Origin of the sequence: Sagittula marina (genome assembly GCF_014196795.1) — a bacterium.
GTDB classification, from domain to species: Bacteria; Pseudomonadota; Alphaproteobacteria; order Rhodobacterales; family Rhodobacteraceae; genus Sagittula; species Sagittula marina.
In genome coordinates this window covers 186,992-200,572 of record NZ_JACIEJ010000007.1, presented here as the reverse complement: position 1 = coordinate 200,572, position 13,581 = coordinate 186,992, and the positions used below count along the sequence as shown (strand labels likewise).

Genomic DNA, 13,581 nt, shown 5'->3' with positions numbered 1-13,581 from the left:
TGATTGTTGACATTTGTAAAGAAGGTTGTTCTGGTTCTGACAACAGGTACGAGGAGGTACCTTTTGCCAACCGGGAGGAATAATCATGAAGAAACTGTTAGCCGCCACCAGTGCGATCGCGGTGTTGAGCGTGTCCACCGCCTGGGCGCAAGACCAGCTAAGCCTTGAGGGCAAAACCATTGGCGTCGCTGTCGTGGGAACACAGCATTTCTGGGACCGCGAAGCCTTTAACGGCGCAACCAGCAAGGTGGAAGACCTTGGCGGAACCGTGGTGGCTGTCGATGGTGGCCGTGACAACCAGGTCCACGCCGATAACCACGACGTGCTTATGAACCGTGGCGTTGACGCCGTGATCTCGATCCTCGGTGATGGCTCTGTCGACCCGAAGTTCGAAGCGCTGCAAGCCGCCGACATTCCGGTGTTTTCCGTCGATCACCCCAGCCCGTATGTGGTGAACAACACCACGTCGGACAACTACTACATGGGCACCACCATCGGTCGCTACATGGCCGACGCCATGGGGGGCGAAGGCAAGGTTGCCGTGTTCAACGCGTTTGAAAACTCCCTTCGGATCTGTGGCATTCGGACCGGCCTGTGGAAATACGTTTTGCAGGACTATCCCGAGATCGAAATCATCCAGCCCGAGCTGGCCGAAGAGTTTGCCAATGCGCCCGAGGATGCGCGCCGCCAAACGCTCGACCTGCTCAGCCAGTATCCCGAGGGCGAGCTTGACGCCATCCACGTGGGTTGCTGGGATCAGCCGGCCATCGGCGTCGTGCAGGCGCTTGAGGAAACCGGTCGTACCGACATAATCGTGACCGCGCTCGACGGTGGTCCGGACACGATGGAAATCATGGCCGAAGAGGGCAGCCCCTTCGTGGCCAACGTGGCCCAGCAGCCGCGCCTGATCGGCCAGACCGCCGCAGAAAACGTGGCGCGCTACTTTGCCGGTGAGACCCTTCTGCCGCAGACTTACGTGGACGTGGTGCCGGTCAACGGGCCGGAAGAAGCCAAGGCCGCCTATAAAGAACTGGGCTACGGCGAGATCAAGTAACCTTTTATTCTGTTGGCAATGCGGCAGCCGGTGAAACGGCTGTCGCGACCGTTAGACATATGCGGATCTTCCCGCATGTGCGCAGCTCTTCTTCACCCGACGAGGCGACATGACCGAAGCAGCCTTTCAGCTGAGCGGAATCGTTCAGACATTTCCCGGTGTCCGCGCGCTCGACGGAGCCGACCTGACGATCTACCCCGGCGAAGTCCACGGCCTCGTCGGTGAGAACGGCGCCGGAAAATCCACGATCATCAAGGTCCTGGCCGGTGTTTACCAGCCTGACGAAGGCCGGATCGAGGTGGGCGGCTCCTCTGTTTCCCCTGCCACGCCTGAAAAGATCCGCGATGCCGGAATCCGTTTCATCCATCAGGAACTACATCTTGTGCCACATTTCACCGTCGCGGAATCGGTGTTTATGGGGCAGGAAATTTCCGGCCCGTTTGGACTGTCCAAGAGGAAGATGCGCAGCCGCGCGGAGGCTTTCATGCGCGATGAACTCGGCACGGAATTGCCGGGAAATCGCCTGATCCGCGACCTGGGCCCGGCGGAGCGCAAACTGGTGCAGGTCGCACGCGCGCTGGTTGACGGGGCCGCGAAGGTCGTCGTCTTCGACGAACCGACAGCCCCGCTCGCCAGCGAGGATGTGCGCACGATCATGACGGCTATCGCACGGCTGAAATCGCGCGGCATCGCCATTTTGTATGTGTCGCATTACCTCAACGAAATCATCGACATCTGCGATCGCGTCACTGTCTTTCGGCAAGGCAAGAACGTCGCCGTCTTCGACGAGGTCACCAAGAATACCGGGTCAGAGCTTGTTTCTGCCATGATCGGGCGCGCGCTCGACAACTTCTTTCCCACCACCGACCGCCAGCCGGGCGAGGTTAGCCTGCGACTGGCCGGATACGACGACGGGAAGACCTTCTCTGATGTGCACCTTGACGTCCGGCGGGGTGAGATCTTTGGCATCGCGGGCCTCATCGGATCGGGCCGCGATGAGCTGATTGATGCGCTTTACGGGTTGCGCAAGTCGCAAGGCACACTGACGCTGGACGGCGCGACGCTGGACACCAAGACCGCCGCGAAGGCGGTGGCAAACGGCATGGTCCTTGTCCCGCGCGACCGACGCCACGACGGGTTGGTCCTGCCGATGACAGTGACCGAGAACGCGACGCTGGCCACGCTCGACGAGAACGCAAGCTTTGGCTTGATCGACCGTAAAAAAGCGCGGTCTGCGACCGAGCGGCTGATCAAGGACCTGGACATCCGGCCCGCCAATGCGCTGGCGGTCACCCGTTTCCTGTCGGGCGGCAACCAGCAGAAGGTCGTTCTGGCCCGCTGGCTGGCCAAGAGCGCCCGGATCTTTATTTTTGACGAACCCACGGTGGGCGTCGACGTGGGTGCCAAGGCAGAGATCTACCAGCTGATTGAAAACCTCGCCTCTCAGGGCGCGATCATCGTGATGTCATCCTCCGATCCGGTGGAACTTGTCGGCACCTGTGACCGCGTGGCCGTAATGATGCGCGGCGAAGTCCGCACGATCATCGACAAGCCGGACCTCAACGTGGACCATCTCGTGGCGGTCACAACCGGCGCCACCACCGTTTCGGAGACCGCATATGCAAGCTAGCGCGCGACACCAGAGGCACCGGCTGGCGACAATCGTCGGGCTCTTGCCACTGATCATCTTCCTGGCCTTGTTGCTCTACGTGGGTCTCAACGCGCCAAACTTCTTGACCGTGGTGAACCTGAAACTGGTGCTGACGCAAAGCCTGACGGTCGTCTTATCCGTCATCGGACTGTCTGCCGTGGTCATGGCGGGCGGTGACGATGTGGTCTCTGGCGGGATTGACCTGTCGATCCCGGCCACCGCCGTACTTTGTGCCGGGATCGTCGCGGTGATGACCAGCGCGGGGCAGCCGGTCATCCTGGCTGCCGGGGCTGCGCTGGTCGCGTCGATGCTCGTCGGCGTCGTGAACGCGGTGCTGATCACGCGGCTGCGCATGGCGCCGCTTCTGGCCACGCTGGCCATGTTCGTGGCCGTGGTGGGCATCACCAATGTCATCACAGAACGCAAGCGGCTCAACCTCAACGCAGACTCCATCGCCGCGTTGCGCGGCGACATCGTACCCGGCATTCCGCTTGGCATCCTGCTCGTCGCAATACTCAGCCTGCTTGCCTGGTTTTTCCTGCACCGCTCGAAGTGGGGATTGAACCTTCAGGCGGCCGGCGGAAGCCGTGACGCGGCCGAAATCTCGGGCATCCGCGTCGACCGGCTGGTGGCGCAATCCTACCTTCTGGCGGCGTTCATGGGGTTCGTGACCGGGTTCTTCATGCTTGCGAGGGCCAACGGCTACTCCCCCGGCGCGCAGGACAACCTGATGCTTGAAATGGTGCTGGCGACCTTTCTCGGGGCCGCGTTCTCGCCACGCCGGATCGTCACCGTCTGGGGCGCCATTCTGGGGGCCGTGTTGGTCGCGGCGATCTCCATCGGACTCAAGACCATCGGGGTGAATGTCTTTTGGACCGACCTCATCAAAGGCGCACTGATCGTGATCGTCGTGGCGCTGTCGGCAATTTCACAACGGGTGCAGTGATGGATACTTTTGCAAATAAAAACTGGCTCTCGCCGCGCAAGATCCTGATGCGCTTCGGCTTCTTGATCGTCTTTGCTGCCTTCTTCCTGTTCTTCGCCGCCTGGAACCCGGTTTTCGTGCAGGGTCAGAACCTGCTGAACATCGTCGAGGGCTCTGCCATCCTGATCATCATTGCCCTTGGGATGACGCTGATCGTGGCGACCGGCGGCATCGACCTGTCGGTGGGGATCGCGCTGGACTTCGGGGCGGCCTTTGCCGTGGTGGCAATGAAGTCCTACGGCATGGGGTGGTTCCCGGCAGCCTGCGTGGGGCTGCTCGGCGGCTCCCTGGTGGGGTTGCTGAACGCCGCGCTCGTGGTCGGGCTGCGGATCAGCCCTTTCCTGGCGACGCTGGGCACGTTCTTCATCGGGTCATCTGTTCAGCGTATTTTCACCCACGGCGGCGGGCCGATTTCCTATCGCCAGATGCCTGACGGTTTTCGCAACATCGCGCAGGGCAACCTGTTCGGAATTCCGACCGAAGTCATCATCGCCGCCGTTCTGGTGGTGATCTATTATCTCGTACTGGAACGGTCGGTCTGGGGACGGCGGGTTCATGCCATGGGCATGCAGCGGTCCGCGGCCATCGTCGCTGGCATTCGCGTGAACCGTATCCTGATCGCGTGCTTTGTCTTTGCCTCGATCACCTGCGCGGTGGGCGGGCTGATCGCGGCGGCCAACATTCGTATGTTCACGCCACTGTCCGGCTTTGCCTACCTGCTGGACGCCATCGCCGCCGTGTTCATCGGCGCGGCCCTGCATCCGCGCGGACGACCGAACGTGCTGGGCACGCTGGCGGGTGTTCTGTTCCTGGGTATGGTCACGAACGGCCTGAATCTTATGGGGCTGAACTTCAACACCAAGGATGCGCTGTCAGGAATAATTCTCGTGTCGGCGCTGGCCCTCGCCGTGGCGCAGCGCAACATGCGCAGCGCCGACGGCGACTGAGCACCCTGCCCTCGTCAGGATGCTTTGACAGGTGGCGTGTCGATGGTCAGGTCCGGCACCACGCCGGTCCACTTCTCTGCCCGGACAAGGCAGGAATGAGCGGTGTTGCCCTGCGACAGCTCTGAACAGCCAACGTCGCGGGTCAGGGCGTTCGGGTTGCCATGGACCTCCAGCCGCGCGCCATTCACGGTCTGGGGGTCGAACCAGGCCCCGGTGGGCAAGAACACGCAGTCGCGCCGCAGCCCGTCGTTCAACCGCACCCCTGCGAGGCACGCGCCCCGCTCGTTGTAAAGCCGCACCATGTTCCCGGCGACAAGGCCAAGAGCCGCTGCCGTGTCGGGGTGAAAGCTGGCCGCCTCGCGCCCCTTGATCTTGTCGGCCAGCGCCTCGGACCCTCGGTCGTTCTGAGAATGCAGCCTGGTGTCCGGCTGGCCAGACACCAGGTGAAACTCATCCGGCTGCGCCCGTGTCAGACATTCGGTCGGCTCCATCCATGTCGGGTGACCCGGGCAGTTCGGCAGGCCCAGCGCGCCGATCCATTCGTTGGCAAGCGTGATGCGCCCGCTTTCCGTGGCCAGCGCATTGGCCTCGGGGTCTGCCACGAAATCGCCCAGCGCGATCCGCGTCTCTGCCGCGTCGGGGATGTCGAACCGCCCCTCTGCGCGGAAGCTGTTCAGGTCGGGCAACGCGAACCCATGCGTTTTTGCAACCTCCTGCGAGCGCTCCCAAAGCCAGGCGAACCAGCCCTCGGTGTCACGGCCTTCGGTAAAGGCATCGCCAAACCCCATCTGTTGCGAGAGGCGGGCAAAGATCTCGTGATCGTCCAGCGCGTCGCCGACGGGGGCGTGGTACCGCGACATCCACAGCAGCGTCGGATCACGCCGGTTCATCAGGATGTCTTCGCGTTCGAGCGGTGCCGTGGCAGGCAGGACGATATCCGCCCGCCGCGCCGTGGCCGTCCAGCTGTGATCGTTCACGATGACCGTATCGGGGCGCGTCCACGCCTCTTCCAGCCGGTTGAGATCCTGGTGGTGGTGGAATGGATTGCCGCCGGTCCACCAGATCAGCTTGATGTCGGGATAGATCCGGGTCTCGCCGTCGTATTTGTAGGCACCGCCGGGGTTCAGCAGCATGTCAGCGATCCGGGCCACGGGGATATAATCGTCGACCGGGTTGCGTCCCTGCGGCATCGAAGGCCAGGGGATCAATCGTGCCGCCCGCCCCACCGGCGTGGTCGAACCATAGCCAAAGGCGTACCCGGTGCCCGGCTGGCCGATCTGCCCGATGATCGACGCCAGCGCCAGTCCGGCCCAAAGCGGCTGCTCGCCGTATTCAGCGCGTTGCAGGCCCCAGGCCACGGCGATCATGCTTTTGGACCCCGCCAGATCGCGGGCCAGATCACGGATCACCTGCGCGTCGAGGTCGCAGATGGGCGCGGCCCAGTCGGCGGTCTTGGGCGTGCCGTCCGCAGCGCCGGTCAGGTAATCGCGGAACGTCTCCCAGCCGCTGGTGTAGCGGGCAAGAAACGCCTCATCCGCCAGACCGGCGGCATGGATTTCATAGGCCAGAGCCAACAGGCAGGCGGTGTCCGTGCCCGGACGGATGGACAGCCATTCCGTTGCACCGTCGCCACGGGCGGGCGACAACTCGATGATCCGGGTGCCCTTGGCGCGCATCTGCTCCAGCCATGGGCCGACTTCGTGCGTCGTGGTCCCCGACGAGGTGATCTGCGCCGTGCGCCGCGAAATGCCGCCGACCGCAAGCAGCAGCTCGCAATGCTCCGCGACCAGCGGCATCGCCGTCATCTGATCCTGAAAAGCCTTGTTGCTGAGACCGAGGATATGCGGAAACATCACTTCGGCGGCGGCATGGGAATAAGTGTCGCGCGACGACACGCAGCCGCCCGCAAGGTTCAGGAACCGCCGCATCTGGCTTTGCGCGTGGTGGAACCGGCCCGCACTGGACCATCCGTAAGATCCACCGAAGACCGCGCCGTTGCCATGCGCCTCAACCGTGTCGCCCAACGCCCCGGCGGCGAGCGAGATCGCGCGTTCCCAGGACACCTCGACATAGCTGTCGCCACAACGGTTCCGGCCCTTGTCGCCGTCCAGCCAGCCCTGCCGGATGGCGGGGCGCAGGATACGGCTTTGCCGGTCCTGCGAAGCACTGGCCCAGCCGCGTCCAATGCGCGAAGGGTCGGGGTCGCTCGCCAGCGGCATCAACGGGCCGCCGGGTTCGAACTGGTAGCTGCCCCAATGGGAAGATGTGTATTTCACGAAGCCTCCGTGCCGTTCGGCTCAAAAATGACCTTGATCTGCACTTCGTCCGGGTCCGGGGTGCGGACGATGGCAGTTTCAAACTCTTCCAGAGGATAGGAATGCGTCACGCAAGCGTCACCGTCAATCAGGCCCCGCCCCATCAGATCAAGCGCGGTGGCATATGTAAACGGCGCAAGGTGGCCGCCGCGCAGATCCAGTTCCTTGAACTCGCCAAGGATGTTGAGGTCGAATGGCACCGGATCCTTATAGACGCCAAAGACCACCATGCGCCCGGCCTTGCGGATCAAATCCAGCCCTTGCAGAAAGGCCGCCCCCTGCCCCGAGGCCTCCAGGAATACGTCAGCGCCGCGGCCGTCCGTCAGGTCGTTCAGCGCGGCGCGCAAATCGGGGTCCTCGGGATGAAATGCAAGATCGGCACCCAGCTTCAGAGCCAAGTCACGCTTGGGCTTGCCCGGATTGATCAGGATCAGCTTGCGCGGTGTCTTTAGCCGGGCGGCCTGAATCATGCCCATCCCGATAGGCCCTGCCCCGGCGATGACGATCACGTCCTCGAACCCGATCTCCGCGCGCTGAACCCCGTGGATCGCGTTCGCCAACGGCTCTGTATAGCAGGCCGCGCGGTTCGACACGCTGTCCGGCACTTTGTGGATCACCGCGTCCGCAGGATAGATCATGTACTCTGCCCAGCCGCCGTTCAGCGTCGCGCCCAGGACATCCATACTGTCCGACAGGTGGTAGAGACCTCGTTGGCGGAAAAAGTCATTCCCGTAAGTGATGTTCAGCTCGGCAATGGCCCGGTCGCCCACGGACAGCCTATGCCGCGCGCCTGCGCCCTCGCCAAGCGCCACAACCGTCCCGGTGAACTCATGCCCCGGCGTGAACGGAAAGCTCAGGTCCCACGGCCCGGTTGCGTTCCACATGGCCCTGTCAGCGGCACAGACCCCGCTGGCGTCGACCCGGACCAGCACTTCACCCGGCCCCGGTTCTGGTACGTTCAGCCCGGTTTCAAACCGATGCTGTCCGCCGAAACCATGGCACCGAATAGCGTTCATTCGTCTCATGTCGCACCTTTCCAAGACCGGGACGTTGCAATCATCTCTTGTTTTTTACATTTGCATCTTTTAATGACATTTGTAAAGATCAGAGGAGATCCCCGTGAGGAATGAAAAGACGACGGAAGATATCGCGCTTGGCATTCGCCGCCGCGTGTTTGAACACTCGATGCGCAACAACGGCGGATATCTCAGCCAGGCGTGTTCGGCGGGCGAACAGCTTGCCTGGCTTTACAACGAAGCGCTGAACCTTGGTCAGCCAACGCTGCCAATGATTCCCAAACCGTTCGAAGGCGTGCCCTCTCCGAACAATCCCGACTATCACACGGGCGCCGGCTACAACGGCCCGGCGGGGCCTGAATACGATCGGCTCTTCATCGCCCCCGCGCACTACGCGCTGGTCGCCTATGCCACGCTGATCGAGGTCGGGCGTATGGCCCCCGAGGGCCTTGAGATGTTCAACCAGGATGGCTCCTCCGTCGAGATGATCGGCGCGGAGCACAGCCCCGGCATGGAAGTCCACAACGGCACCCTGGGCATCGGCCTGTCGACGGCAGCGGGCCTTGCCTTTGGACGCAAGCGTCGCGGAGACACCGGCAACACCTGGGTCTTCATGTCCGACGGGGAGGTCCAGGAGGGCCAGACCTGGGAGGCGGTGCAGGCCTGCGCCTTCCACAATATCGAGGTCAAGGCGATCATGGACGTGAACGACCAGCAATGCGACGGTGCCATGGACAGCGTGATGGAGGTCGGCGACCTGCGCACCAAGTTCACCAATTTCGGAGCCCATTGCGTCGAGGTTGACGGTCACGACCTGAATGCCATCCGACAGGCGTCGCAGGAAAATCACGAGGGCAAGCCCCTGATCATCCTGGCGCGCACCAACCCCTTCCACGCGATGTCGATCCTCGAGGAACGCTTCCCGCGGCTTCATTACGTGCGGTTCAAGTCCGAAGACGAGCGCGCGCGCATGAACCAATCCATCGCAAAAGATCTGGGCGTCGACCCGATCGATTACGCCCACTAAGGAGACCCGACACATGGTAGAAATGGTTTCACGCCCCTACGCGTCGGCCTTCGAGAAATTCGCAGCCGGCAATCCCGACATCCTGTGCCTTTCGGCGGACCTGACCTCGTCCTGCGAGATCGACGGCTTCCGCGATCGCCATCCCGATCAGTTCCTGTCAATGGGCATGGCGGAACAGAACATGATGAGCTTTGCCGGCGGTCTTGGTCTGGCGGGCTATCGCCCCTTCATCCACACTTTTGGTGTGTTCATGTACCGGCGTCCCTACGATCAGCTGATGGCCTCGATTGCCTATCCGCGCCGCAAGGTGCGCATGATGGGCTTTCTGCCCGGCGTCACGACGCCCGGCGGCATGACGCACCAGTCGATCGAGGATATTTCGGTCATGCGGTCGATCCCGAACATGACGATTCTGGAAACCGGCGACGCGACCGAAGTGGAATCGATCTGCGAAGCCGCCGACAGCATCGACGGGCCGGTTTGGTGCCGGGTGCTGCGCGGATCCGTGCCGCGCCTGTTCGATACACCGATCAAGGTCGGTGAGATGCGCGAACTCAGCACGGGTGACGACATCCTCGTCGTCACCACCGGCATCTGCACCGAGGAAGCCATGCGCGCCCGCGCCGCCCTGAAGAAAGCGGGCCTGTCGATCCGCCACCTGCACCTGCATACGATCAAGCCATTCGATTCCAAAGCGCTTCTGGATCAGATCGGCAGCGTGAAGCACGGCGTGATCACGCTGGAAAACCACGTCACCGAAGGCGGTGTCGGCAGCCTCGTTGCCGAGACGATGGCGGATGCCGGCGTCGGCAAGCGCCTGATCCGGCTTGGCTTGCGGGACACCTACGCCCACGGCGGGTCACGGCCCTATCTGATGCGCTATTACGGTCTGGATGCACTGGCGCTGGTCCGAGGAGTCGAAGATTTGATGGGGCAGGAATTCGGCATCACCGAAAGTGACCTCGACGCCGCCCGTGTCGACGAGGTTCACTCACTGGTCAAAGCCGAAGCGCTCTAGCATCCACCCGGTTGGCAGAACGCTACAGCTATCACCACCGATCCACAGAAATGGTGGTGATAGCTGGTCATGCTCCACCGAAACAGCGGGCCGGGTTAGCGCTCGTGTCCCTGCTACTGGGTTTGTGGATGATCTCTTGCGGATGACGGGGATGAACTGTGCCGGGCCTGACTTGGCACCATGTGCCGGCGACAGAGGACCCCTGCGGTCACCATCTCGTGGCGCGGCTCTAAAGGCCCGCTGCATCTGCCTGTCGACAGCACCGGGGTCGAGGCACGATAAAGGCGATTGGACCGCCCGAAATCATGGCGACCGCAAACGGGTAGATGTCACTCAGACCAATGGCGCGACATGGCTCACCTGGCGCAAGGCCCAGATGGGATGCGAGGCGCGAACACTGGAAAAAGAGCCGTCGAGATCACTGGAAGCTATACCGGGGATGCATCGACGTTGCCTCATCTGCTCAACAGGATCCCGCGCGATCATGGGATTGGCGGCGTGACTGCCGATGGTGTGTATGGCACGCGTCTATGCCACGCCGAAATGCCCAGCCAATCAATGCCTGTGCCATCGCCAGAAACGACGCACTCCGCGCATCAATATCTCTGGCTCGGGCACTCCGGTGGACCTGAAGCGCATATCGCCGCTGGAGTCGCGGCGAGACAAAACCTTTCGGAACATTTCCCATGGAAACGCGCGGCCGGACAGTGGATGCACTGCGCGAAACTACTCTGCCAAAGCCTGATTGCACAGGGTTTCAACCGCCACGTCGCGGGCGGTCATGTGCGCATCGCGATCCTGCACCGCTTCAATGCGGATGACAGCCCTGTCACAAAAGACGTGGGATAAATCCGCTTGGGGTAAGGGAAAACAGTCCGTAAGCTGATGTGCAGAACTTAGTCTCGTGTGTTCGAGAAGCCCTCCCAGAGGTGTCGGCTTGTTCTGAAGTCACTTCTGCTTTCGTGCCGGCTGTCACACACATCTTGCTTTGTCTAAGGTTTGTGGCTGCTGTCAGCGTGAACTGCAACGGCGACACATCAAAAGGAGAGAAGCGCGGGCCAATCTGTGGGCTATGATTGGTCTGATATCCACACCAGAAAGCGCCTTTTTTTTCGCAGTAAGGGGCTTAGATCCTGACCGGATCGAAGCCAAGCAATTTGCTGTCGGGTGCCCGGTTGAAGAGAGCAAGAGCGCCATTGTTCTCGGCCAGTTCAAGCCGCCCCCTGATCGCCCGAGCATGTTTCGGCTTGAGCGATGGCTTGCCGCCAACGATTGGCCATTGGTCCAAGCCGGATGACGCGCGGGGACGCCAAGTAGGCGACCCGCAGCGCGAAATGGTCATCAAGCGTTACTCAGGACCAGAGGACACAGGCGCGCCACTGGCGGTGGCAAACCACCATCCTAGGGGCCGAGTGCTTTTATGCGGCCTCGCCAACCTTGGCCAAAACTGCCTTCGCACGGTTCAGCACCGGAAGGTCGATGAATTCGCCGTCCAACAAGAATGCTCCGGTGCCGGTGGCCGCGGCATCCTCGGCGGCGGCGACTATTTGGCGGGCGCGCGCAACCGCGGCTTCAGAGGGAGAGAACGCCTCGTTCAGTACCGGGACCACTTTAGGGTGGATACAGCTTGATCCATCAAAGCCGAAGCGCGCAGCTTCTTTCGCGGCGGCCACCAGACCGTCGCCATCGTCGAAGTCAGCAATCGAGCGCAGCATGCCGAGCGAAAGCTTGCCTTCCGCTTTTGCGGCATAATGGACCATCAGCTTAGGCAGCTTCAAAACCTCCGGGACCGGTTCCGCCCCGGTCGAGGTGGCGAAATCCTCCGCCCCGAGGGAGACAGCAAGGACACGTGGATGCGCCGCCACCTGCCGCGCCTCGAGCAGACCGACGGCGTCCTCGATGATCGCCAGGATGTCGATGGTTCCGTCGTCTGCATCGCCCAGCTCCGCCAAAAGCGCATTTACGGCAGCAACTGAATCCGCCTTGGGCAACACGAGTCCCTGAGCACCGGCGGCAACGGCCGCGCGGGCATCATCCCCCATCCTCGGGCCGACATTTACCCGGACGTAGGCTTTCGCTCCGTTCTGCGCGACATGTGGCACAGCGACAGCAAGTGCCGCGCGCGCCGCGTCCTTCGATCCTTCCTCAACGGAATCTTCCAGATCAAGGATAACCGCATCGGCGCCGCGCTCATGCGCTTTGGAGACGAACCGTTCGGCACTGGCAGGAACGTAGAGCAGCGACCTCAATATCATTGTGTCACCTCCTCGTCAGGGACAGCGATGAGGCCAGCGGCGACCATGTCATCAATCTCTTCCGCTTCGTACCCCGCTTCGGCGAGGATCGAGCGACCGTGTTCACCAAGCGAAGGCGCCGGACACCGCAACGTGCCCGGTGTCGCTGACATGCGCGGCAGAGGGCTGTGCATCGGAACGCTATCCAGCTCGGCGTCCGGCACTTCGACGAAAATTTCCCGGTCGATAAAATGCCGGTCCTCGGCGATATCGGCGATGGAGTACAGCGGTGCCGCCGTTATGCCGTCACGCTCAAAAATCTCGAGCAGTTCGTCGCGGGTGTGTTTTGCCATCCAGCTGCCAACGATCTCGTCTACTTCTTCGCGGCGCTTGATGCGCTCCTCGTTGGTCGAGAAACGCGGATCGGTGTTCATGTCCGGGCGACCGATGGTGTTGAACATTCGTGTCGCAGCATTCTGGACCGATGCCGAGACCGCGATATAGTGCCCATCCTTGCTGTGATACACATTTCGCGGGCTCGACGTGTTGGATCCGTTTCCGACCCGCGGTTTCGGCGCGCCGGTCAGCCGATAGTCGAGCGGTTCAGGCCCAAGGACGGATACCATGGCCTCAAGCAATGAAAGGTCAACGACCTGCCCGCGGCCTGTCTGTTCCCGCGATCGCAACGCCATCATGATGGCGTTGGACCCGTAAAGCCCGGCAATCATGTCGGCAAGTGCCAGCGGTGGCAGCAAGGGGTCTCCGCCCTCCTCGCCGTTGCGGTGCGCGAAGCCAGACATGCCTTCAACCAGAGTGCCGAAACCGGGACGCGGCGAATAGGGACCGGTTTGTCCAAAGCCCGAAACACGAAGCAGAATGAGCTGCGGGAACCGCTTCTCTAAAACATCGGGACCGAGGCCCATCTTTTCCATCGTGCCGGGGCGGAAGCTTTCGATCATCACGTCGGCCTGCGCCATCAGCCGTTCGAGCACCTCGAGCCCGCCATCAGCGCGAAAGTCAAGCGCGATCGAGCGTTTGTTGCGCCCATAGGTTTTCCAGAAGGTGCTCTGCCCTTGCTGCTTCCAAGCGCGCAGCGGGTCGCCCACGGGTTGCGGCTCAACCTTGACAACATCGGCCCCAAAGTCGGCCAGCTGAAGGGAGCACATATTGCCAGCGACGAGCCGGGACAGGTCCAGAACGCGAACCCCGGTCATGGGACCTGTCGCATCGGCGTCGAAGTCCCGGGTGTGCCAGTTATGTTCGCTCATTGTTTAGCTTTCCGTCTATTGAATATTGATTGGGCCCCTCCCCCGCACTTGTGCGAGGGAAACTTG

The 13,581-nt window shown here is 62.1% G+C and carries 12 protein-coding genes; 8 read left to right on the top strand and 4 right to left on the bottom strand.

The window, feature by feature from the left end:
* The first annotated feature begins 85 nt into the window (after nt 1–85).
* The 4 genes from GGQ68_RS14870 to GGQ68_RS14855 all read left to right on the top strand — a co-directional run bounded on the left by GGQ68_RS14870 (nt 86) and on the right by GGQ68_RS14855 (nt 4,637).
* On the top strand, nt 86–1,054 hold the full coding sequence (locus GGQ68_RS14870) for a sugar ABC transporter substrate-binding protein (protein WP_183967335.1): 969 nt from the start codon (nt 86–88) through the stop codon (nt 1,052–1,054).
* Nucleotides 1,055–1,163: 109 nt separating this feature from the next.
* A complete protein-coding gene (locus tag GGQ68_RS14865; protein ID WP_183967333.1) occupies nt 1,164–2,684 on the top strand; it encodes a sugar ABC transporter ATP-binding protein in 1,521 nt (506 codons plus the stop codon).
* On the top strand, nt 2,674–3,651 hold the full coding sequence (locus GGQ68_RS14860; RefSeq protein ID WP_183967331.1) for an ABC transporter permease: 978 nt from the start codon (nt 2,674–2,676) through the stop codon (nt 3,649–3,651). The genes GGQ68_RS14865 and GGQ68_RS14860 overlap by 11 nt, the downstream gene beginning before the upstream one ends.
* Nucleotides 3,651–4,637, top strand: a complete 987-nt coding sequence (locus tag GGQ68_RS14855) for an ABC transporter permease (protein WP_183967329.1) — start codon at nt 3,651–3,653, stop codon at nt 4,635–4,637. The genes GGQ68_RS14860 and GGQ68_RS14855 overlap by 1 nt, the downstream gene beginning before the upstream one ends.
* A 14-nt stretch (nt 4,638–4,651) precedes the next feature.
* Here GGQ68_RS14855 and GGQ68_RS14850 read toward each other — a convergent pair whose 3' ends face one another.
* Together GGQ68_RS14850 and GGQ68_RS14845 are read right to left on the bottom strand one after the other, a co-directional pair.
* Nucleotides 4,652–6,913: a molybdopterin-dependent oxidoreductase gene (locus GGQ68_RS14850; protein WP_183967327.1), complete on the bottom strand. Its 2,262-nt coding sequence runs from the start codon at nt 6,911–6,913 to the stop codon at nt 4,652–4,654.
* Nucleotides 6,910–7,977, bottom strand: a complete 1,068-nt coding sequence (locus GGQ68_RS14845; protein WP_183967325.1) for a zinc-binding dehydrogenase — start codon at nt 7,975–7,977, stop codon at nt 6,910–6,912. Before GGQ68_RS14845 ends, GGQ68_RS14850 begins: the two co-directional genes overlap by 4 nt.
* Nucleotides 7,978–8,071: 94 nt before the next feature.
* Here GGQ68_RS14845 and GGQ68_RS14840 point away from each other — a divergent pair, with 94 nt between their 5' ends.
* The 4 genes from GGQ68_RS14840 to GGQ68_RS14830 all read left to right on the top strand — a co-directional run bounded on the left by GGQ68_RS14840 (nt 8,072) and on the right by GGQ68_RS14830 (nt 10,862).
* Nucleotides 8,072–8,995: a thiamine pyrophosphate-dependent enzyme gene (locus tag GGQ68_RS14840; RefSeq protein ID WP_183967323.1), complete on the top strand. Its 924-nt coding sequence runs from the start codon at nt 8,072–8,074 to the stop codon at nt 8,993–8,995.
* A gap of 13 nt (nt 8,996–9,008) precedes the next feature.
* The gene (locus GGQ68_RS14835) at nt 9,009–10,013 is read left to right on the top strand and encodes a transketolase family protein (protein WP_183967321.1); all 1,005 of its coding nucleotides are present in this window, start codon (nt 9,009–9,011) and stop codon (nt 10,011–10,013) included.
* Nucleotides 10,014–10,193: 180 nt separating this feature from the next.
* The gene (locus tag GGQ68_RS24875) at nt 10,194–10,295 is read left to right on the top strand and encodes a hypothetical protein (RefSeq protein ID WP_425502981.1); all 102 of its coding nucleotides are present in this window, start codon (nt 10,194–10,196) and stop codon (nt 10,293–10,295) included.
* A 69-nt stretch (nt 10,296–10,364) separates the two neighbouring features.
* Nucleotides 10,365–10,862, top strand: a complete 498-nt coding sequence (locus tag GGQ68_RS14830; protein WP_183967319.1) for a hypothetical protein — start codon at nt 10,365–10,367, stop codon at nt 10,860–10,862.
* Nucleotides 10,863–11,431: 569 nt separating this feature from the next.
* Here the strand turns inward: GGQ68_RS14830 and GGQ68_RS14825 are convergent.
* Together GGQ68_RS14825 and GGQ68_RS14820 are read right to left on the bottom strand one after the other, a co-directional pair.
* Nucleotides 11,432–12,268, bottom strand: coding sequence for an HpcH/HpaI aldolase/citrate lyase family protein (locus GGQ68_RS14825; protein WP_183967317.1), 837 nt, complete (start codon nt 12,266–12,268; stop codon nt 11,432–11,434).
* Nucleotides 12,265–13,515 carry a CaiB/BaiF CoA transferase family protein gene (locus tag GGQ68_RS14820; RefSeq protein ID WP_183967315.1) on the bottom strand — a complete coding sequence of 417 codons (1,251 nt, stop codon included), beginning with the start codon at nt 13,513–13,515 and terminating at the stop codon, nt 12,265–12,267. Before GGQ68_RS14820 ends, GGQ68_RS14825 begins: the two co-directional genes overlap by 4 nt.
* Between the last annotated feature and the right edge of the window lie 66 nt (nt 13,516–13,581).